Genomic DNA, 20769 nt, shown 5'->3' with positions numbered 1-20769 from the left:
TCCTAGGAAGACTGTGTCGGGCCGCTTCGTCAGCCTTGGTTGCTGCCGAATAACTCCTTGCAGGTATCTCACAGTGCGACTGCCCAATAATGCGGTTTGAAATTACGCCAAAATACTAAATACGACTACGCAAAACACTGGGAAACTAAACCTGCTTGAGAGGACCCTCCCTGAGGGCATGCTTGTCGATGCTGGCTGGATGGAAGAGCACGGCTACTCGACAAGCCTGCGCAGTCAGTATGTAAAGGCAGATTGGCTAACGCAACCGACCCGTGGCACGTACAAACGCCCACTCGGCGCGCTCACCTGGGAGCGGGTTGTAGCCTCGCTTCAAAATCTCCTCGGTCACGACCTGCATGTCGGGGGACGCACGGCCTTGGAACTGCAGGGCTACGCACACTACGTCTCCATGCAGGGGCCTTCGCGTATCCATCTATATTCAGACAAGACGCTGCCGGGATGGTTGATAAAACTGCCACTTCAGCAACAATTCAAAGTCCATCGGCGGGAGCCGTTGTTCTCCCAAGCAGGCTCTGAGCTAGACAATGCCGTGCGTGCGCTCGGCGAGAACAGTGTTCTGCCAATGCGCGTAGCGACACCCGAGCGCGCGTTCCTGGAAATGTTCGACGAGCTGTCGGGGAAGGAAAGTTTCCATAACACGGACATGATCGCTGAAGGACTGCGGACATTGAGCCCCAGGCGCTTGAAGCCGCTCCTCGCTCACTGCAACAGCATCAAGGTCAAGCGCCTGTTCTTCTGGTTTGCCGACCGTCATCACCATAGCTGGCTGAAGGCGCTCGGCAAGGCCGATTACGATCTCGGCTCAGGCAAGCGGATGCTCGTCAAGGGCGGACGCCTCGACCCAACTTATCTTATAACCGTACAGGATGATCTGAATGTCCCAGTTTGAACGCTATCAGATTCCTCGGCATTTAGGCTAAGGTGGAAGCTCGGGAACGGCAGGCTTTGGAAGTGAAGCGCGTACGTGATCAGCGCGTCCTTTCGCGCCGACGCCACGACCATATGCCGGCCCTGAAACTCGATCTGAGGCCCCGTGGAAGGCAAGCATCAGTATTCGGAGCGCAGAACCGCTATAACAGACGGCCCTCGGAGGCTGAACGCGTTACGCCAGGCGCCCCGAAGGTATGCAGCGGGAGGGAGCGCGTATCAACCTGCGACAGTCGATGAAGGAAGCATTGGATCGGTAGGATCCTTGGCCCACGCCGGTCGGTGCTTTCATATCGACAAAACCCTCTATAGCTCGCGGGTAGACAATTTGCATCAATTGTTAAAACAACGAGAACCAATTATGGAGCGCTTCAGGCTCTTGTGGCGTATATAAAATCAACTTTTATCTACGAGCCATTTTAAAATCCGTTTTACACTACGCGTCGCGTTTGTTCCGCATTACAAGATCGGATCTGCGAAAATTACAAATGAGCAGTATAAACAACGATACTATCACATTCTCTCTATATTCTGTCGAGTTCGTGAATTCTAACTTTTACATGGGATGGTTGAGAAACTCGTTGCCGCTATGCAACATTGTTTATGAATCGATAGCGGCAACTTATATCTTTCATTCCAAGAGTGAGGCACTCATTTCCATATATCCTATGGAATAATATGAATATTCCTCACCAGTTTTGTCTCGCGACCGATTGCAGATTAGAACGCCTCTAAGCCATTACACTTGCTTTGGAATTTCAATTGCGAATAAAAAGCCAAATTGTAGCAATTGCTGCATGAGGATGATCGATGTCGCTTAAGTTAACGGAACGGTGTTTTGGAGAAATAATGAAGTCCGCTGCCGCGGCTTCTTTATTCTGCCATTCGTTTGCTGGCGTTAGACGAGACTCCCTGGCCGCATGGAAGCATATGGCAGGCTTGAATTGAGTTGGGATATTCAGAACTTGTTCCGGCACCACGCCAAAGGAATGGCGCGATTTTTACATCGTCGTGGCATTAATCAGGAAACGGCCGTTGATCTCACGCAGGATACATTCCTACGCGTGATTGCAACACCTCCTCGCGACGGGATGCAAAACAATAATCCCAAAGCCTATCTTTATCAGGCAGCTCGTAATCTAGGTATTAACCATCAAAAACGTGAAGCTTTGATAGAGATAACCAGCCTTGACGACGAAGACGCAGTCAAGCTTGCAGATCCTGCACCTTCAGCGGAGCGTATTGTCTGTTCGAAACAGTGTCTGGTGCAAACATATCAGGCTCTTTCAGAACTACCAGAGCGGACACGCCTAGCCTTTGAAATGCATCGGTTGGGTGAGAGAACGATAGCGGAAGTTGCCGAAGAACTTGGCATTTCAACTACCCGTGCGTGGACATTGATAAGAGACGCATATCGCCATCTGGTTGGGCGGGTGGACCTATTTTGATTTATTTCTCACGCTGAGGGAAAAATTGCATTGTTCGTTTGTATAGATAATAGAGGCAGGAGAATTTTGGAACTGCTGCTGAAAGGCTACAAATGAACGAGACAACGCCGGATCAGAAACAGTTGCTTGATGAAGCAATTGATCTGATTATTCGTTTACAAAACGATCCCGGTAATCCAGTGGCGATCGAGATGATCCGCGTATGGCGTGCTCGAGGGCCAGAATACGAAGAAGCCTGGATGCGTGTCGCGAAGGTCCATGGCGCGTCCGGCAGCATTCTAAGGGAGAAACGCCGGATCGAGCGTCGGGAAAGCCTCGGATTAGGCCGTCGCAATTTTATGATCGGCGGACTCGCGATGTTGGGTACAGGCGCGGCCTTCTATACCTTCGGGCCCAGCCTAATTCTTCAAGCTCGCGCTGATTACGTAACAGCCAAGGGTGAAATACGCCGGATCGATCTGCCCGACGGCAGTGTTGCAACGATGGGCCCCGACAGTGCTATCGCGTTGTCTTTTAGCGACGAACGCAGGATGATTCATCTTCTTACTGGCATGTCATTTTTCAATGTGAAAAGCGATCCGAACCGTCCGTTTTCAGTGTTTGCTGGGAGCTTGAATGCAACGGCGCTCGGAACAGCGTTTGATATATCAAGTGATGCTGGTGTTCTATCTGTTTCGGTTGACCATGGACGTGTGGATGTGCGGTCATCAGATCCGGCGCTTGAAACGGGTGTAGAGCTCGGGCAGGGGCAGTGGGTTATTTTTGATCCCGCTTCAGGCAGTATCGCACGCGGCGAACGCGAAAAGGATCAAATTGCATCGTGGCGCAATAATATTGTCGTTGCAGAAAAAGAAACAATTTCGGCGCTTGTTGCGCGTATTAGTCGATGGGTGCCCGGACGTGTTGTTATCGTCAATCCATCAATCGGTAATCAGCGTGTTAGCGGTATTTTTGATCTCAATGATCCTTTTCTTGCCCTTCAGGCTGTTGTCCATCCAGCAGGCGGACGAGTTCGCCAGATTTCGTCATTTTTGACAGTTGTTTCCTCGCTTGAATAAAATTTGAAAAAACTTGAGTTAAAAGGTGAAAATTTATCTACCCCGATTGTAACAGTGATAGGGGCAGCAATTCGCTGAAGCTCAGACATGGTCTGTCCTCTGTATGATTTGAAGCATTTGAGAGGGTTACGGACCATGGCATGCGGCATCAGCAATAAGGTTTTCAGAGATTTTAGTAAGGCGTTGATAGCAACGCTGCTGGTCTCAACAGCAATCAGCGGTGGCTTCCTGATCACCAATAGTCAGGCTGTTGCTCAAACGCAGGCGCAAACTTCTTTTAATGTTCCGGCAGGCTCTCTTAGTCGTGCATTGACAACTTTCGGGCGTCAGGCCGGTGTTCAGGTTACATATCTAGCGTCAAGCGCTGCAGGCAAAACTTTTCTGGGTTTTTCGGGAGCGGCAACCCGTGAACAAGCGCTTTCAAAAATTCTCGATGGCTCCGGCCTTATCTATTCCTTTCCAAACGCACGAACAGTCGCGATTTCTGTTCCTGCATCAGGTGCTGGCAATGTAGCGGCTGATGGCTCGGTTTCATTGGGAACGATTACCGTCCAGGGTCAGGGAGCAACTACCGAAGGTAGTGGTTCATACACCACAAGCCAGGCGACTATAGGTAAGGGTACGCAAGACATTCGCCATATTCCGCAAGCGGTCTCCGTTGTGACACGCAAACAGATGGATGACCGTAATGTCGCGAGCATCGAAGATGCACTTAAAGATGCACCGGGCATAACCCTTGTTGATAGTCCGATGGGTGCAAAATTCGTTTACTCGCGCGGCTCGATTGTCGATACAATGCAGTATGATGGTGTTGCGCGCAGTACTTTCTACGCGCAGGCAAACAGCTTTAGCGAGGATATGGCGGCTTTTGACCGCGTTGAAGTTTTGCGCGGTGCGCCGGGCCTGCTCCAAGGTGCCGGGTATCCGGGTGCGACTGTGAACATGGTCAGAAAACGCCCACTTGATAAGAAGCAGTTTTCCATAACTCAGGACATTGGTTCCTATCAAAACTATCGCACTGAACTCGATGCGACAGGTCCGCTCAATGAAACTGGTTCGTTGCGTGGACGTGTAGCGGGTTCTTTTAATAATAGGGAATACTTCACTGATATTGCCAAAAGCCAGAATATTTTCCTCTATGGCATACTTGAAGGGGATATAAGCGAAGATACCACGGTTGCCATCGGCGGCAGCTATAAGCGCCGCACATCGACGCCATGCTTCCACGGGCTACCCCACTATAGTGATGGTTCTGACATCGGGCTTTCCCGCGATACATGCCTTGGTCAGAAGTGGAACACATGGGACACGGATCAGGTCTCATTGTTTGGCGATATCGATCATCAGATCAATGAAAACTGGCAATGGAAGACATCTGTCGATTATTGGCGCGAGCAGCACGATGTTAAGTACGAGTTTTCAGAAGGCGCTATCAATCCGACGACCCTCACGGGGTCAAAAATGTATGCCAGCATTTTTGACATGGAAACATCCAATGTCGCATTCGACAGCTATCTTGACGGGAAGGTTGATCTGTTCGGACGGACGCATGATGTTCTTTTTGGTGTAAGTGCCAACCGTCTGGTCAGCAACAATAATTTCTCAATCGCGGCACTCGGGATTGCGCAGGACGTTTTCAATCCCATCGCAATTCCTGAAGTGGATAATGACTATATTATCGCAAACCGCTTTCGTGGTGGTAATACACGTACCACAATCCAGCAGCAGGCTCTTTATGGGATGACGCGCCTGAGTGTTACCGATCCGCTCACGGTTATCCTTGGTGGTCGTGTGAGCTGGTACAAAAGCACTTCTGACGATCGTGATACAGGCTTGCAGTCGACGTCACCATACAAGGAAAATGGTATTTTTACACCATATGCCGGAGTTGTTTATGATTTGAATAACAACTGGTCGGTGTATGCGAGCTATACTAATATTTTCCAGCCGCAAAATTATATTGACGCGTCAGGTCAGGTTCTGGATCCGATTCTCGGCTATAATTATGAGGTCGGCGTCAAAGGGAGCGTTCTCGACGGCCGTGTTAATACATCGGTTTCGCTCTTCCGGGGCGAGACGAGAAATCGCGCAATATTTGATGATAACAATTATCCTTGTGGAACATCTCCCGATGGTGAGTGCTATATCGCTGGCGGCAAAGTGCTTAGTGAGGGTGTCGAGATTGAAGCGAGCGGTGAAGTATTCCCTAACTTCCAGCTTGCCGCCTCTTATACTTACACACACAAGAAACTGTTGGAGGGTTCCGAAGACAATATGTTCCGCCCGACATATTCCCCCGACCATCTGGTTAAGGTCTGGGGCGACTACAGTTTCACCAATCAGTTGGAAGGTCTGAGTTTGGGCGGCGGTGTTCGGTTTCAGTCAGAAACAAGCCGTACGGTTGGAACGGTTAAGGTTGTGCAGGATCCTTACGCGATTTTCAGTGCCCGTATTGGCTATCAGTTCAACGAGCATCTTCAAGCCGCACTCACTGTCGACAACCTGTTTGACAAAAAATATTATCAGACGATTGGAGCGCCTGCATGGGGTAGCGTCTATGGCGATCCGCGCACCTTTACGCTCAGCCTCAAGTCCAAGTTCTGAGGTCGGCTGATGATTAAAAAGAGTTCGTCTGGTTTGAACCGGCGCGTTTTTCTTTTCACAGCATTGGGAACGGTCGCCACTTTCGGGCGGCCGGCTGTGGCTCTGCCGGGAGAGAATAGCTTTCCAAGATCAGTGTCCCACTTTCTTGGGACGACAGATATTCCCTCCAAACCCGTTCGTATCCTCACTTTGGGTTGGGGTGGCGAAGACGCTTTACTGGCGCTTGGTATCATGCCCATAGCGATGCCGCGTTATACTCAGTTTGACGATGGATTATTGCCGTGGGTTGCCGGAAAAATAGGCGATTTTCGTCCGGTTTTATTAAATCAGGGGCTTATTGATTTTGAGGCCATTGCCAGTCTCAAGCCTGATCTCATTTTAGCAGTACGTACCAATATTAATGAACAGGAATGGCGGCGTCTGCAAAGTATTGCGCCCACTGTTGCTTATAGATCGGGCCCGCTACAGGCTGATTGGAAAGAAATCACTGCGCTTGCAGGTGCTGCAACGGGGCGGGATGATCAAGCGGCTGATTTGATTAAAAGTACGGAAGAACTGTTGCGCGATTTGGTAAAGGCACATCCGGCAATAAAAGATCGAACATTTATTTTTGGTGACTATTTTAGCGGCAGCAATGCTCTTGGCTTTTACCTTCCTACCGATGGCCGCGTTGCATCATTGCTGGACTTAGGCTTGCGTCCTGCGCCTGCTGTTAAATCCGTTGCCGCGACAATGCAGGAGAAAATCGGCACAAGCATTAGTCTGGAATTGCTTGATACGATGGAGACCGATCTTCTGATCCTCTGGTTCCCGCCTGGTGCCCGTGAAGAGCTGGAAACCAATGAGCTCTTCAAGCGATATGCGCCCGTTGCACGCGGAAGCTATATTGCACTCGATGATCCGCTGGCAATTTGGGTTGCGTGTAATCCGAGTGTTCTTTCCATTCCCTGTGGATTTCCGCAATTTGTAGCCCGTCTTGAAGATGCGGTTCTGCGTCAAACAGAAAGCAGTCAATGAGTACAGAGCCATTATGGGCGACCGTCTTATCTCGGCGCTTCTTAAGCCCATCGATGATCCGTATTGTTTTGGGTGGTACACAACTCCGATCTTTCCAAAGCACGGGCGTACCGGACGAATTTATCTGGCTGACATTCGCCAAAGAAGATGGAACTTCAGGTGGGCGTTATTATACTGTCCGTCACTGGAACGCAGATACGTGTGAATTAACCGTTGATTTCGTCAAGCATGATGTCGGTATAGGCACAAAATGGGCGCAGCTGGTGATTGAGGGCGATATGATCGAGATTTATCTCCCAAGATCGCGTTTTACGCCGCCACCCAGCGGAGATATTATTCTTCTGGGTGATTACAGCGCATTGCCGGCTGTTGCTCGCATTGTCGAAGAATGTCGAGATCGGCGTATCATCGTCCATGCGGAAATTCCGGGCATTGAGGATCGTCTAGATTTCAGGCGCAAGGATAATTTAACAGTCTACTGGCACGAAACGTTTGGCAAAGCTGAAAAAGCGACGCAGCTCCCGAATATTGCACAGACAATGCCATGTCCCGAAAAGTCCGCTTATGTCTGGATTGCCGGTGAGGCTAAAGCAGTAGCCGAATGCCGCAAATATTTTCGTACAACATGCAATATCCACAAGGATCATATCACAGCGGTCGGTTACTGGATTGAAGGACAGGCCCGGGTCTGATGTGCATAAAAAAGAGAATGCAAGCATGACGGAGCGGGATATGGCCAGTTCTCTCTCTCACAGGGTTGTACGGCTTAACAAGGGGCAGGATAGGCAACAGGTTATTAAAGCTAGGTTCTCGAAACTGCCTGGGAATGCTTCTGCTCCAGCAATGCGGCCGAGCCTTGTGTTTCTGCTGTGCGGCTTTGGCTTGCTGATTGCGCTGAGCCTTTTAAGCCTTCTTTTGGGGACGCGGATGCTGTCGCCTGATGTTCTGCTTCAAGCCTTGTCAGGCCAGGACAGAACATCGGCTGCGCAGATCATTTTGCTCGATTACCGCTTGCCCCGCACCCTGCTTGGTGTCCTTTGCGGGGCTGCGTTTGGTGTTTCAGGCGCCTTGATACAGGCAGCCACCCGCAATCCGCTGGCTGATCCGGGGATACTAGGGGTCAATGCAGGGTCTGCCTTCTTTGTCACACTGGCCGTCGGCCTTCTGGGCTGGCAGTCGATTGGTACATATATCTGGGCGGCCTTTGCCGGGGCTATTGTCATCACGCTGATTGTCTATGCATTGGGTGCAACAGGTCGCGAAGGTGCAACACCCGTCAGGCTGGTTCTGGCAGGGGTGGCTTTGTCTGCTGTCCTGAGCGGCATTGGCTCCGCCATGACATTACTCAATCCTCAGACTTTTGATGCGCTGCGTATGTGGTCGATTGGCTCTATCGCCGGTCGTGACATGCATGTGGTGACACGGGTTGCGCCGTTTATTCTGGCAGGGCTGGTCATTGCATTGCTGGCAGCCCGACCGCTCAATGCTTTAGCACTTGGGGATGATCTGGCTCGCTCTTTGGGAACGGATATTCTCAAAGCGCGCATTCTTGTGGTGATTGCTGTCACCTTGCTTGCGGGGGCAGGGACTGCTGCTTGCGGTCCGATTGGCTTTGTCGGACTGATGGTGCCGCATATGGTGCGATGGTTTACTGGCCCCGATCAGCGACGGATTATTGCCTTCACGCTGATCTTCTCACCGGTCCTTCTGTTGAGTGCGGATATTGCAGGACGTCTGGTGCTTTATCCCGGAGAGCTTGAAGCCGGAATCGTGACAGCCTTCATTGGTGCACCCGTTCTTATCGCGCTGGCACGCCGCAGAAAGGTCAGCGGATTATGACCGACAAACACGGATATACAGCCACGCTCCGCCTGTTTGGTGATCAGCTCTCCTTGCGCCTGCATCGTCGTAGCCTGCTGACTGGCGTGATCCTCATCGTGCTGATCGTGCTCATAATATTGGCATCGCTCACTTCTGGCAGTTACCAGATTCCGGTCCTCAATGTGCTTGATGCCTTGCGTGGTCATGGCGATGATATGGTGCGGATGATTGTTGTCGAATGGCGGCTGCCGCGCGTGCTTCTCGCCATTTTATTAGGTGCAGCACTTGGCATGAGTGGTGCGATCTTCCAGTCGCTGACCCGCAATCCGTTAGGCAGTCCCGACATTATCGGTTTTGCAGCAGGATCCTATACAGGTGCATTGATCGTCATTGTACTTTTGTCAGGCGGATATTACGAGATTGCCGCTGGCGCGCTGATAGGTGGTATTCTAACAGCTTTAGCAGTTTATGGACTTGCCTGGCGCAATGGCATGCAGGGCTTCCGGTTGATCATTGTCGGCATCGGCATCTCGGCGATGTTATCCGCCTTCAATGGCTGGATGATCAAGGCGGCGGATCTTAATGTTGCGATGTCGGCAGCCATCTGGGGCGCGGGTTCACTCAATGGTCTGGGCTTTGATCAGCTCATACCGGTTGCAATTGTTCTTCTCATCATCATGCCTTTGATTACCCTGCTTGCACGCCCCATGCGACAGCTGGAAATGGGTGATGATGCGGCACGCGCCTCTGGTGTTAATGCCAATCGAACCCGCGCTTTGCTGATGGTGCTGGGTGTAGCCCTTACCGCGACCGTCACGGCTGCGGCAGGCCCTATCGCCTTCATTGCGCTTGCAGCACCACAGATTGCACGGCGGATCACTCGTTCTGCAGGCGTCACCCTCATTGCATCAGCCCTTACAGGCAGCAGTCTGCTTGCAGCCGCTGATTACGCAGCCCAGCACGCCTTCCAAACACAACTCCCCGTCGGCATCATGACGGTCAGCATTGGTGGCATTTACTTTATCTCGCTGCTCGTCAAAGAGGGGAGAAGGTGAGGCGCGGTGGCTGCGGATAAAACTCAAAAGCGCTGATATCTGACAGAAGTGGCCGCTTTCCGCTTATTCAGGCTCAAAGCGGACCTTCCGAAGACGGCCCCATTCCGGCCGTTAGAAACCGATGACTTGACTGGCAACCAAAGGTTCCGTCGCAAATATTTGTGGTTCTATCCGCCGCAAGAATTGTCAAAAGGATTAAAAGCATCGATATCGAGCGGCTCGAAACGCTTTAGATTTACCGTTAGAAGGATCAAATCATTCGCTTTTGCGGTAGCCGCAATAAGGACATCAGCGAAGCCGGGATTGCGCCCTTTAGCTGTATCACTGGCTTCGATCACGCCTGCTAAGCGACCGACAGCGGCATCTACAGGAAGAATTCGATCAGAAAACTGTTCAATCAGGCTGTCGAGCCAGTGTGATAATGCAGTCGCCTTTTTGCTCTTATTATCGCTGTCGAGCCTTAGCTTCATCGCGCCCTTTTGTATTTCCTGTATAGTGACCGCACATAAGAAAAGTTTACACGAGTTGGTGTATTTTATCAATATGCGCGCTTGCGTATAACTGCTTAATATACGGGAGTGCGTATAACTATATTTTACACGCAAATGCGTACAACAACCATTGCCGCTTGCGGTGCAGCGACCCTTTAGGCACGATAGCCAAAATCGCTCTTGGGATGATTTGCCTCTTAAAAACCATGGGCAGCGAAAGACGCCAACAAAGCCTTCGGCATGATGATCGATCTGGCGCGGGCCGAGCCCGTCAGACCGGCAGCAGCCTCCATGCTTAAAGAGATACTTGGTCAAACAACTATTTGGACACAGCGTGTTTTAAGCGGGTAGATTTGGCGTAATGCTGCGCGAAATATTGTGCTGGTGTCGGCCCAAGCGCCTTCTTGAACATCGTTATGAAGGCATTGACCGATTCATAACCGAGTTCGCCGGCAACAGCCTGTACGCTTGCACCACTTGCCAATTGCCGAAGCGCTAAAACCAGATGCAACTGCTGGCGCCAGCGGCCGAATGTCAGCCCTGTTTCCTCAAGCATCAGACGCGCCAGTGATCGCTCGCTCATGGCGACCCGTTTCGCCCATTCACCCAGCGTGCTGCGGTCTGCGGGATTGATGGTCAGGGCGGCCGCAATCGTTTTGATCTTCGCATGGCTGGAAACCGGAAGGTTGAAATGTTCGCGTGGCATCATGGCCAATTCATCAAGCACCACGCGCGCAATGCGGGCAGCATGGCTATCCCAACGATAATCCGCATGCTCCTGTGCCAGTCGATGCACCATTTCCCGGATCATCGGAGAAATGGAAACCGTGCAGCACTCTTTTGGCAGAATGGCTGCATCAGGCTCGACAAACAGATAATTCAGCCTGGCATTCGCTGTCGCCTTCGCACTATGGGGTATCCGACCCGGTATCCAGACCCCGCAATTGGGCGGCACGATCCATATTTCTTTGTTTGTGGTGCAGGTAACCGCGCCATGCAGTGCGATGATCAGCTGTCCCTTACGATGGCTATGGATCGGGACTTCGGCCTGGTAGTCGGAAAAGTCGAGTTCCCGCGCAAGCGCTGGCAGATCATTGAGATCTGGATCATAGGAAAGATTGGCGGGTTGCATGCGATCGATCATTGGCAGGATTGAGATATTTCTTGTCAGGATAACGAATTTATTTAGCTTTGCAATGCAGCGATATTGCCGGCATGAACGCAGTTCCTCATTTTCACAAACGCTCTTTAGGCATCGGCGGCTCGTGGCGACCACTGGTTGCGCGCTTCCTCCGCTCCCCCGCCATCAAGGCAGACGCAAAAGCGCTGGTCTTTTCGATCAAGAGCTTTGCTGCGGCAATGCTTGCCTATTACCTATCGCTGCGTCTCGGGCTTTCCAAACCCTCCTGGGCCATCGTCACCGTCTATATTGTCTCGCAATCCTCTGCCGGTGCATCGCTTGGCCGCGGCCTTTATCGTCTGGTTGGAACGATAATCGGGGCGATCGCCACTGTTCTGATCCTTCCCAATTTCGTCGATGACCCGATCCTCTGCAGCATCGTTCTCGCCGGCTGGATCGGATCTTGTCTCTATCTGTCGCTTCTTGACAGGACGCCCCGTTCCTACGCCTTTGTGCTCGCCGGCTATACGGCGAGCCTTATCGGTTTTCCTACCCTGCTTGATCCGGGGACCATATTTGATGTGGCCTTGATGCGTGTGCAGGAGATTTCTATTGGCATTCTCTGTGCCGTTCTCCTGCACCGCTTCATCTTGCCCATTAGCGCCAGTGATCACTTTGCCGGGAAGCTTGAAACAACATTAAAGGATGCGCGGCAGCTGGCGGTCGACGCGCTTGGCGGCATGAGCGCAACAGAGATTTCTCGCGACAGCAAGTTGCTTGCCGTCGATCTTCTTGTCCTGCAAGGGCTGACGGCGCATCTGCCTTACGATCCGGCACCATTCACGCCCGAGCGACAAAAATTGCGGCTTTTGCATGATCGCCTGGCGCGCCTGTTGCCGCTTTGCGCAGATATCGCCGATCGGCTTCATGCCTTGAAGAATAACGAAGAACCAATACCGGCTGATCTGCTGCATGAGATCGCTGCATGGATAAAGGCACCGCTTCTATCCAAACAGCATGATCCAGCGCGCGGCTTGATCGAAAAGGCTTTATCGCTGAAGCAATGCGCAGCACACGGACCTGCGTTGTCTGATCGGCGGATCGTCGCCAATCTCTCTGGTCATCTGGCCGAACTGGTCGGAATTTTTTCGGATTGCAATCGGCTCCAACACAGTCTCACGGGCACTGGTCGTCTTTCTCAACTTCACGGACCGCACTTTGCCACAGGATACGTCTATCACCGTGACCGGTGGATGGCAGCAAGGGCTGCCATAGGGGCGATGACGGCTATCCTGATCGGCTGCGCTTTCTGGATCTGCTCCGCCTGGTCAGAAGGCGGCATGGCCCTTTCCATTGTTGGGGTATGCTGCACCTTGTTTGGAAATTTCGATGCACCGGCACCCTTCCTCATTAAATATATCAACGGCCTGGTCTATGGTGTTGCCATCAGTCTGCTTTATAGTTTCGTAGTCTTGCCGCAGGTCGCCGATTTCCTCACGCTGATGGCCGTGCTTGCGCCTGCATTTCTGCTTGCCGGCTCATTGCAGGCGCGTCCACCCACCACTTTCATGGCGCTGGGCATCACCCTGACCATCCCGATATTGGGGGGACTCAACCCATCCTATGGCGCCGATTTTGCCCAGTCGCTCAATGCGGTGCTTGCAGTGTTTGCTGCCACAGGCTTTGCAGTGATCAGCATGACACTGCTTCAAACGGTTGCTGCCGACCATGCAATCAAGCGGCTGCTTGAGATGAGCCGCCGGGATGTCCGTCGCAGGGCCTTGCGCCAGAAACCAGATGCCCGAGATCACTCACAATCGAGCTGGACCAGCCTGATGATCGACCGGACCGCTCTGCTCTTGCCGCGTCTTCAAGGGGCAAAGAATTCCTATGCCGATGTGCCCGACGACACGCTCCATCATCTTCGCATTGGTCATGCCATCATGCAGATCGCCCAAGCGCGCACAGGATTGCAGGGGGAAACCGCAGCCGAGATCAAAAAACTCCTGCCGGAGATCGCCCGGTATTTCGATGGCAGGCATCGTTGCGACCGCAGGCAGGCCTTTGATCTGGAAGATCAGATTGACAAGCTGATGGCCGAAAATGCTGAGCCAGCCGATGAAATGCAGGCCCTTCTGATCGATCACCTCATTGATCTTCGCTTTGCTCTGGGCGTTGGATCGAGGATGGAGGCCAGGCGATCATGATCACCGATTTCAACAGTGGCGGTGTCTTTTATCCCGGCCTCCTGGTCCTGGCGATTGCCGCGCTTGTCGTCACCATAGGCATTGTTCAGTTGCTGGCCACGATCGGGCTGTTGCGTGCGTTTACCCATCGTCCACTCATCGAACTTGCAGTTTTTATCTTCATCTATGCTCTGCTCTTGCAGGGCTCAACCGCTTCCGGTTCCTTCATATGAAATCCCTTCTATCCTTGTTAAGCCGTTATCTTATCACACTCTGCGTCGTTGCCCTTGCTGCTTTGGTCGCTTTCCATCTCTGGCAGCGATACGAAAGCATGGCCTGGACGCGCAACGCTCGCGTCAGCGTCGATGTTGTGCAGATCGCGCCGGAAGTTTCAGGCACAATCCATTCGGTGTCCGTACACGACAATCAATATGTCCATCGCGGTGACATCCTCTATGCTATCGACCCCGAGCGTTTTCGTCTCGCGGTCATCAATGCAGAAGCGGAGGCTGAGGCCAGGCGTCAGGATATGCTGATAAGGCAGGCGGCTGCCAGAAGACGAAGCAGACTGGGCGACATCGCCTCACGCGAGGTCATCGAGCAGGCGGCGGGGGAGGCGGCGCAGGCAGCCGCAGCCTATCAAGGTGCCAAGGCGGCCCTCGAACTTGCGAAACTCAATCTCGCGCGGACCATGATCCGATCTCCTGTCGAGGGTTATGTGACGAACCTGCGCTTGCGCGACGGCGAATACGCCAAGGCCGGCGAGACCAAGATAGCGATCATTGATAGAGCGAGCTTCTGGATTACCGGCTATTTCGAGGAAACCAGATTGAGGCGGATCCATATCGGTCGCCCCGCACGTATCAAACTCATGGGGTTCGATCAGCCGGTGACAGGCCATGTCGAGAGCATTGGCCGGGGTATTGAAGACGATAATGGTGCGCCCGGCCATCTTGGACTTCCCAATGTTGCGGCGACTTTCTCCTGGGTGCGCCTCGCGCAGCGCATCCCTGTTCGCATTCATATTGATCGGGTTCCTGCCGCGGTTATGCTCGTTGCCGGAATGACCGCACAAGTGGAAATCGCTGCAGCGGAGGATGACGGCTCCTCTTTCAGGAAGCGTGACCAGTAAGCCTTCGCAAATTGTCCTGTGCTGGCTATACAGAATGCCAATCAGCAAGCAGATAAAGCTAGATCCGCAGCACAACCGATCCGCCTGCCAAACCTGCGCCAGCTGCGGTCAAAAGAAGGATTTCGCCTGGGGAAAAGTCACGCTCCCGGCGCGCAAGGGAGAGCGAGAGCGGGATCGTGGCAGCCGACGAATTGCCGTAGTCGCGGATCGTCTGCAACATTTTGTGGCGGGGGATGCCGAGATCGTTGCAAACAGTGTTAAACAGTCGTGCATTGGCCTGATGCGGAATGAACCGATCAACACGATCCACGCTCATCTCCGCGCGGCGCAAGGCCTGCCGTGCGGTTCCGGTCATCAAAGCTGAAGCCCGCGCAAAGACTTCGCGACCATCTCGCATTGTCATCAGAAACGCTTCCGCATCAATTTCGCTCGAATAGGGTCGGTTGCTACCGCCCGCCGAAATCTTGATTAGATCATAGCCGCTCCCATCCGATACAAGATCGAGTGAAAGAACTCCGCGCTGCGGATCATCATCGGGCGCCAGCACCACCGCACCGGCCGCATCAGCAAAAAGGGCTGAGGTGTTGCGATCATTGAGATTGATGCGGCGACTAAGAATGTTTGCTGCAACGATCAGGACAGAGTGGCCATGAAGCCTGACGAAACCATCGGCAAGCGCCAGCGCATAGAGGAAGCCTGAGCAGGCGCCTGCCAGATCGACCGCACCCGATCTCTCAAGTTCAAGTCTGTGGCTCAGCAAGGGCGCGGAGGGCGGAAGAACATGATCTGGCGTCGAGGTCGCGAGCAGCGTGAGCGCGATTTCCGGTCGCCCGATTCCGGCATCATCGATCGCCATCCGACCAGCCGCTTCCGCAAGCCCGGTCAGTGTGTCATCGTCATCCGCCCAGTAACGGCTTCGAATACCGGTCCGTCGCTCGATCCAGCCGGCTTCAAGGCCCAGTCTTTGCTCGATTTCTGCACTAAAGACACATTGGTGCGGTATGGCATGGCCAAATCCGATGATGCGAGATGAACGGACAGCGCTCATCGCGCATCCTCCAGGACGATTGATGCAACTTCATCCACTGCGTCATAGGCAAGACTGAGCTCAGCATCACTCATGCAATAGGGCGGCATCAGGTAGAGGACGTTGCCAAGCGGACGAATGAGGATTCCGCGATCGCGAAACAATTGGCGCATTCGGGGGGCTGCTTGCGAAAGATAGCCGTTTCCTTGCCCGACAAGGTCGAGCGCGGCAAGCGTGCCGCACTGACGGATGTTGGCAAAGCGCGGATCGTTGTCGAAGCGGGCCAGGTTGAGCCGCTGTGCGGTTTCAAGCGCGTGCACGCGCTCGAGCACCGGCTCGTTCTGCCAGACTGCGAGATTGGCGACCCCCGCCATACAGGCAATCGGATTGGCTGCATAGGAACTGGAATGAAAGAAAGTCTTGCGACGATCCTCTGACAGATGCGCCTCATAGACCTTGCCCACACAAAGCGTGACGGCAAGCGGCAAAGCGCCGCCGGTCAGACCTTTCGAAGTGCAGAGGATATCCGGTGTGATGCCGGCGTGCTCACAAGCAAACATCGTTCCCGTTCGTCCCCAACCCGCCATCACCTCGTCGGCTATGAAAAGACATTGATAGCGTTCGGCAATAGTCTTCAACCCGGCAAGTGTGGCGGGTCCGTACATTCTCATGCCGCCGGCGCCAAGCACCAGAGGCTCGATCAAAAGCGCTGCCACCCGCCCGCTGCGGCAGAGCTTCTCAAACTGATCCAGCGTCTGCTGTTCCAATCCGGCTTCCGGAAACGCAATCCGGTCAACACCAAACAGCAGCGCTTCATAGGCAGCGTTGAAAACGCCTCGCTCACCCGCAGACATCGTGCCGATCGTATCGCCGTGATAGCCCGCTTCCATCACGACAATGCGATCACGAGGCTCGCCCCGATTGTGAAAATATCCAAGGGCCATCTTGATCGCAACTTCAGCGCTGGTCGAACCACTGTCCGAATAAAAGACATGCGCGAGCCCCGGAGGAGCCACCGCGATCAGTCCCTCGGCAAGCCGTTCCGCTGCCTGATGCGAGAACTCTGCAAAAATGATCTGGTCATAGCATTCGGTCGCCTCGCGGATTGCCTGCATGATCGTCGGATGTCGATGGCCATGGGTGATCACCCACCAGGATGAAATGGCGTCGAGGATTTTCCTGCCAGTTTCATCGACAAGATAGCAGCCATCGGTAGACGCAATCCGTGTCATTGGTGGCTCAAGCGCATGCTGGGTGAATGGGTGCCATACAAGCGAATGCATCAAACAAGGCCTCCTCTCAAATGGGCCAGATCGAAATTTTCAGAGAATGCAGCCCGCAGCGCTGCGGCATTGAGGTCAGGGAGCCAGGGCAACCGACCGAGTTCAGCCACGCAGCCCATCCTGGCGATCACACGTTGTGTGTCGCGGTTCTCCTCGCCGATGAAGGCAATGCCAGCCACCGGGATGCCGCGATGCCGCAGCGCCTGAAGTGACAGCAATGTATGGTTGATGGTGCCAAGCGAGGTCCGCGCGCAGAGGATGACCGGAATCTGCCAGTGCGCGAATATATCGGCAAAAACCACCTCCTCGGTGATCGGGACAAGAACTCCGCCTGCGCCTTCGATCACCAGTGGGCCATGCGTCTGGGGCGGATCCAGTCGAGCCGGATCGATCTCGATACCGTCGCGGCCTGCGGAAAGATGGGGTGATACGGGCGTCTGAAGACGATAAGCTTCCGGCAGGATCTGTTCTTGCTTGAGAGCGCCCAGTCGCAACACGGCAGCACTATCCGTCTCCTCAGTCAGACCCGACTGGATCGCCTTCCAGTAAGAGCCTCCCAGTGCGCCGGCAAGCGCTGCGGAAAAAACCGTTTTGCCAATGCCGGTATCGGTGCCGCTCACAACGTAACGAGGGGTCATGTCGTAACCTCGTTTAGAATTGATGCCAGTCGCCCGGTCATGGCGGCGATCTGCGCTGCATCAACATTCAGCGTGATGGTGATCCGCAGGCGTGCTGTGCCAGTCGCAACCGTTGGCGGTCGGATCGCCCGAATGTCGAAGCCCGCTTCCTGCATAAGGCCCGCGATCCGCGATGCCCGGGCATTGTCACCAATCAGCACCGGTTGAATCTGCGAAAAGCTGGGCGTTATTCCGAGCCTCGACGCCAATGTGTTGCCGGCATAACGGCATAGGGCTTTCAGTCTGTCACGGCGATCGGGCTCATCCCTTACGATCCGCAGCGCGGCGCGAACGCCCTCTGCAATCAAGGGAGAGGGCGCTGTCGAGTAGATGAAGCTGCGGGCGTGGTTGACGAGATAGCCGGCCAGCGTCGCAGGCAGGCAAACAAGAGCGCCGCAGACGCCGAGCGCCTTGCCGCAGCCATGCAGCGTGATCAGGTGGGCAGCACCCTTTAAGGGGAAAGCGAGCCCCCGTCCTTCCGGCCCCAAAACGCCAGTGGCATGTGCCTCGTCGACCACGAGGAAACCGTCATGACGGATTGCAAGCGCGAGCAGTTCGGCAAGCGGTGCACGGTCGCCATCCATGGAATAAAGGCTCTCAACCGCGATCCATGTCGCCCCCTTGCCGCCGCCTTCCCGCCAAAAGCGAATGGCTTGTTCGACCGCCTCGAGATTATTGTGTGGCACCGCCACAGCGCGCGCACGGCTGCCGAGAATGCCGTCATGCACGCTTGCATGGATCAAGGCATCATAGACGATGAGATCGTCCTTTTGCGGCAAAGTGGAATAGAGCGCCACATTTGCGGCGAAGCCATTGCTGAAATAAAGGGCGGTTTCCGCGCCAAAAAACCTTGCCGCTTCGGCTTCCAGTGCCTCATGCACACAGTGATTGCCTCGCAACAGCCGCGAGCCGGCAGCGCCTTGCGGGATCCCATGATCAATCGCTGTTGCGATAGCCGCCGCGATCTGTGGCGCTGACGCAAGGCCGAGATAGTCATTGGAGGTGAAATCAACGCCCCGCGTCTGGCTCAGGACACGAAGCCGCGACCGGCGCATGAGCCCGGCAAGTCCGGTCTGGTAGCGATCAAGCGCCGGAAAACTCACGCTGCTGCCTCCCGCTCCATGGGCTTTAATCCGAGCCGTTGCAGCAGCGCGCTATCGTGATCTTCGCCTGGATTGTCTGCGGTCAGCAGCGTCTCGCCGACAAAGATCGAATTGGCACCGGCAAAGAAGCAGAGCGCCTGCAACTCATCGCTCATAGCGCTGCGTCCGGCCGACAGCCGAACAAAGGAGCGCGGCATCAAAATTCGTGCCAGTGCGATCATGCGCACGAAATCGACTGGCTCAATCGGTTCGGCATGCGCGAGTTTTGACCCCGGGATCGGGATCAGCCTATTGATTGGCACACTTTCTGGCGGTGAGGGCAGATTGGCCAATGTCACCAACATCGAAATGCGGTCTTCAACCGTTTCACCCATGCCAAGAATGCCGCCGGCGCAAACCTTGATCCCGGCGTTCCGAACATGTTCGAGCGTTTGCAGCCTGTCTTCAAACCTACGGGTGGTGATGATCTGGGAATAATAGCGCTCGGAGGTATCAAGATTGTGATTGTAGTAATCAAGTCCAGCATCAGCGAGTTGCTCCGACTGGTCCTGTGTCAGCATACCGAGCGTCATGCAGGTTTCTAGTCCAAGCGCCCTGACGCCTTCGACCATGGCGACCAGAACATCCATGTCTCGATCCTTTGGGCCGCGCCATGCGGCCCCCATGCAATAGCGTGTCGCGCCGCCATCGCGGGCTTCACGCGCTTGCGCAAGGACGCGCTCAACGGCGATCAGCTTTGAAGCCTTGAGACCTGTCGGATAATGCGCGGACTGGCTGCAATAGCCGCAATCTTCAGCGCAGCCGCCCGTCTTGATCGACAGAAGCCGGCTCAGCTGGATGGCATTGGGATCAAAGTTCGCGCGATGCACCTGCTGGGCGCGAAAGAGGAGATCGTTTAAGGGTAAATTATAGATAAAACCTGCTTCCTGCATCGATCTCTCCATTGAGGCTACATCTGAATCCGGCGCCGTTTCGTTGCGATTGATCGCGGTTGTGGTCATGCAGTGCTCCTTGCAGATGCAAATTTCGGTCCGAATCTTCCGTTAAAGGCAGGTTTCGCCATGCTGAGAACGGTTTGTCATCGCGCTTTTCAACCTTTCAATAGGATAGAACTCGCAAGTTTAAAAAATAGATAAAAGCGACTCACTATAGATAAAGTTTATCCTATGATCGATTATCGCTGCAAGCTGGGCTCAGCTGCGCAGTGGTTGGCGCAGGCAACCCCGCGAGACAGTAGCCGTGCGCAGGCAAGCCCGCGCGCTCCTATCTGCTCAACTATCGTGGGTGGATGGCACTGGTGTAAGATGATGCCAATGCGGAAATGCTACCATCGTAAGCGGGCAATTGCCGATCGGGTGGGGATCTGCAATTGTGCCCCGCGTTGGGCTTTCCAGCAAATTTTTGGCGAAGCAGAGCCAGTCCTCTCGATGCGATGTGTCCGGCTTAATGAAATGACCTTCATCCTCAAGCCACAGATTTCGCGACGCATTATTGGTCTGACTTTGCCTGCTTGATCTCTGCGGGGCATGAATGCGGTCGATCGCAGAACGGGTTTGTCTTCAAATATCTTGATGCTGGGGCAACCGATAATCGGCTGCCCCAGCCAGCTCTTTATCAAGGGCTGAATCAAGCGGTGCTGCGTGGCGGTCTTGCGTGACGCTAGTGCGGCAGGTTTGAATGATTTTCGATTTGACGCTTTCACGCCTTTACCTTATGCCCGCCTGCCGCCGCTTGATTGACGGTCATTGCGATCATGTGAAGAATGTCATCGGCGCTACATCCGCGTGAGAGGTCGTTGG

Annotated in this window: 18 protein-coding genes; 11 read left to right on the top strand and 7 right to left on the bottom strand. The window is 53.9% G+C overall.

Annotation, left to right across the window (positions count from 1 at the left end; all coding sequences use genetic code 11):
• Window positions 1-178 precede the first annotated feature (178 nt).
• The 8 genes from RT142_RS23730 (at window position 179) to RT142_RS23695 (ending at window position 9951) form a co-directional block, all read left to right on the top strand.
• Window positions 179-910, top strand: a complete 732-nt coding sequence (locus tag RT142_RS23730; protein ID WP_409558600.1) for a type IV toxin-antitoxin system AbiEi family antitoxin domain-containing protein — start codon at window positions 179-181, stop codon at window positions 908-910.
• Window positions 911-1868: 958 nt separating this feature from the next.
• Window positions 1869-2396: a sigma-70 family RNA polymerase sigma factor gene (locus RT142_RS23725; RefSeq protein ID WP_208856216.1), complete on the top strand. Its 528-nt coding sequence runs from the start codon at window positions 1869-1871 to the stop codon at window positions 2394-2396.
• A gap of 92 nt (window positions 2397-2488) precedes the next feature.
• A complete protein-coding gene (locus tag RT142_RS23720) occupies window positions 2489-3454 on the top strand; it encodes a FecR family protein (RefSeq protein WP_064322616.1) in 966 nt (321 codons plus the stop codon).
• A 135-nt stretch (window positions 3455-3589) separates the two neighbouring features.
• Window positions 3590-6058 (top strand): TonB-dependent siderophore receptor, encoded by a 2469-nt coding sequence (locus tag RT142_RS23715; protein ID WP_313032005.1) that lies wholly within the window; start codon window positions 3590-3592, stop codon window positions 6056-6058.
• Between the two features lie 9 nt (window positions 6059-6067).
• On the top strand, window positions 6068-7075 hold the full coding sequence (locus RT142_RS23710) for an iron-siderophore ABC transporter substrate-binding protein (protein WP_313032002.1): 1008 nt from the start codon (window positions 6068-6070) through the stop codon (window positions 7073-7075).
• A 53-nt stretch (window positions 7076-7128) separates the two neighbouring features.
• Window positions 7129-7767: a siderophore-interacting protein gene (locus RT142_RS23705; protein ID WP_064322614.1), complete on the top strand. Its 639-nt coding sequence runs from the start codon at window positions 7129-7131 to the stop codon at window positions 7765-7767.
• A gap of 151 nt (window positions 7768-7918) precedes the next feature.
• Window positions 7919-8914 carry a FecCD family ABC transporter permease gene (locus tag RT142_RS23700; RefSeq protein WP_064322613.1) on the top strand — a complete coding sequence of 332 codons (996 nt, stop codon included), beginning with the start codon at window positions 7919-7921 and terminating at the stop codon, window positions 8912-8914.
• A complete protein-coding gene (locus tag RT142_RS23695) occupies window positions 8911-9951 on the top strand; it encodes a FecCD family ABC transporter permease (RefSeq protein WP_064322612.1) in 1041 nt (346 codons plus the stop codon). Before RT142_RS23700 ends, RT142_RS23695 begins: the two co-directional genes overlap by 4 nt.
• Before the next feature lie 167 nt (window positions 9952-10118).
• Here the strand turns inward: RT142_RS23695 and RT142_RS23690 are convergent, their stop codons facing one another.
• Together RT142_RS23690 and RT142_RS23685 are read right to left on the bottom strand one after the other, a co-directional pair.
• The gene (locus tag RT142_RS23690) at window positions 10119-10493 is read right to left on the bottom strand and encodes a PIN domain-containing protein (RefSeq protein WP_313031999.1); all 375 of its coding nucleotides are present in this window, start codon (window positions 10491-10493) and stop codon (window positions 10119-10121) included.
• Window positions 10494-10761: 268 nt separating this feature from the next.
• Entirely contained in the window at window positions 10762-11574 is an 813-nt protein-coding gene (locus tag RT142_RS23685) for a helix-turn-helix transcriptional regulator (RefSeq protein WP_313031998.1), read from the bottom strand.
• A gap of 83 nt (window positions 11575-11657) precedes the next feature.
• Here RT142_RS23685 and RT142_RS23680 point away from each other — a divergent pair, with 83 nt between their 5' ends.
• From RT142_RS23680 to RT142_RS23670, 3 genes are read left to right on the top strand one after another with little or no spacing between them, the layout of a single operon-like run.
• Window positions 11658-13769: an FUSC family protein gene (locus tag RT142_RS23680; RefSeq protein ID WP_313031997.1), complete on the top strand. Its 2112-nt coding sequence runs from the start codon at window positions 11658-11660 to the stop codon at window positions 13767-13769.
• Window positions 13766-13981 (top strand): DUF1656 domain-containing protein, encoded by a 216-nt coding sequence (locus tag RT142_RS23675; protein WP_313031996.1) that lies wholly within the window; start codon window positions 13766-13768, stop codon window positions 13979-13981. Before RT142_RS23680 ends, RT142_RS23675 begins: the two co-directional genes overlap by 4 nt.
• Window positions 13978-14880: an HlyD family secretion protein gene (locus tag RT142_RS23670; RefSeq protein ID WP_313031995.1), complete on the top strand. Its 903-nt coding sequence runs from the start codon at window positions 13978-13980 to the stop codon at window positions 14878-14880. Before RT142_RS23675 ends, RT142_RS23670 begins: the two co-directional genes overlap by 4 nt.
• 58 nt (window positions 14881-14938) lie before the next feature.
• Here RT142_RS23670 and RT142_RS23665 read toward each other — a convergent pair whose 3' ends face one another.
• The 5 genes from RT142_RS23665 to bioB are packed head-to-tail and all read right to left on the bottom strand — an operon-like array spanning window position 14939 to window position 19914.
• A complete protein-coding gene (locus tag RT142_RS23665; RefSeq protein ID WP_094544001.1) occupies window positions 14939-15928 on the bottom strand; it encodes a beta-ketoacyl-ACP synthase III in 990 nt (329 codons plus the stop codon).
• Window positions 15925-17193, bottom strand: a complete 1269-nt coding sequence (locus tag RT142_RS23660) for an adenosylmethionine--8-amino-7-oxononanoate transaminase (RefSeq protein ID WP_313031991.1) — start codon at window positions 17191-17193, stop codon at window positions 15925-15927. The genes RT142_RS23665 and RT142_RS23660 overlap by 4 nt, the downstream gene beginning before the upstream one ends.
• Window positions 17190-17828, bottom strand: coding sequence for a dethiobiotin synthase (gene bioD / locus RT142_RS23655; protein WP_313031989.1), 639 nt, complete (start codon window positions 17826-17828; stop codon window positions 17190-17192). Before bioD ends, RT142_RS23660 begins: the two co-directional genes overlap by 4 nt.
• Window positions 17825-18970 (bottom strand): 8-amino-7-oxononanoate synthase, encoded by a 1146-nt coding sequence (locus tag RT142_RS23650; protein ID WP_313031986.1) that lies wholly within the window; start codon window positions 18968-18970, stop codon window positions 17825-17827. The genes bioD and RT142_RS23650 overlap by 4 nt, the downstream gene beginning before the upstream one ends.
• Entirely contained in the window at window positions 18967-19914 is a 948-nt protein-coding gene (gene bioB / locus RT142_RS23645; RefSeq protein ID WP_313032032.1) for a biotin synthase BioB, read from the bottom strand. The genes RT142_RS23650 and bioB overlap by 4 nt, the downstream gene beginning before the upstream one ends.
• Window positions 19915-20769: the final 855 nt, after the last annotated feature.

The sequence above is a fragment of the Brucella sp. genome, assembly GCF_032066345.1.
Lineage (GTDB): Bacteria > Pseudomonadota > Alphaproteobacteria > Rhizobiales > Rhizobiaceae > Brucella > Brucella pseudogrignonensis.
The sequence above is the reverse complement of the archived record's forward strand: the minus strand, read 5'-3'. Positions and strand labels throughout refer to the sequence as shown.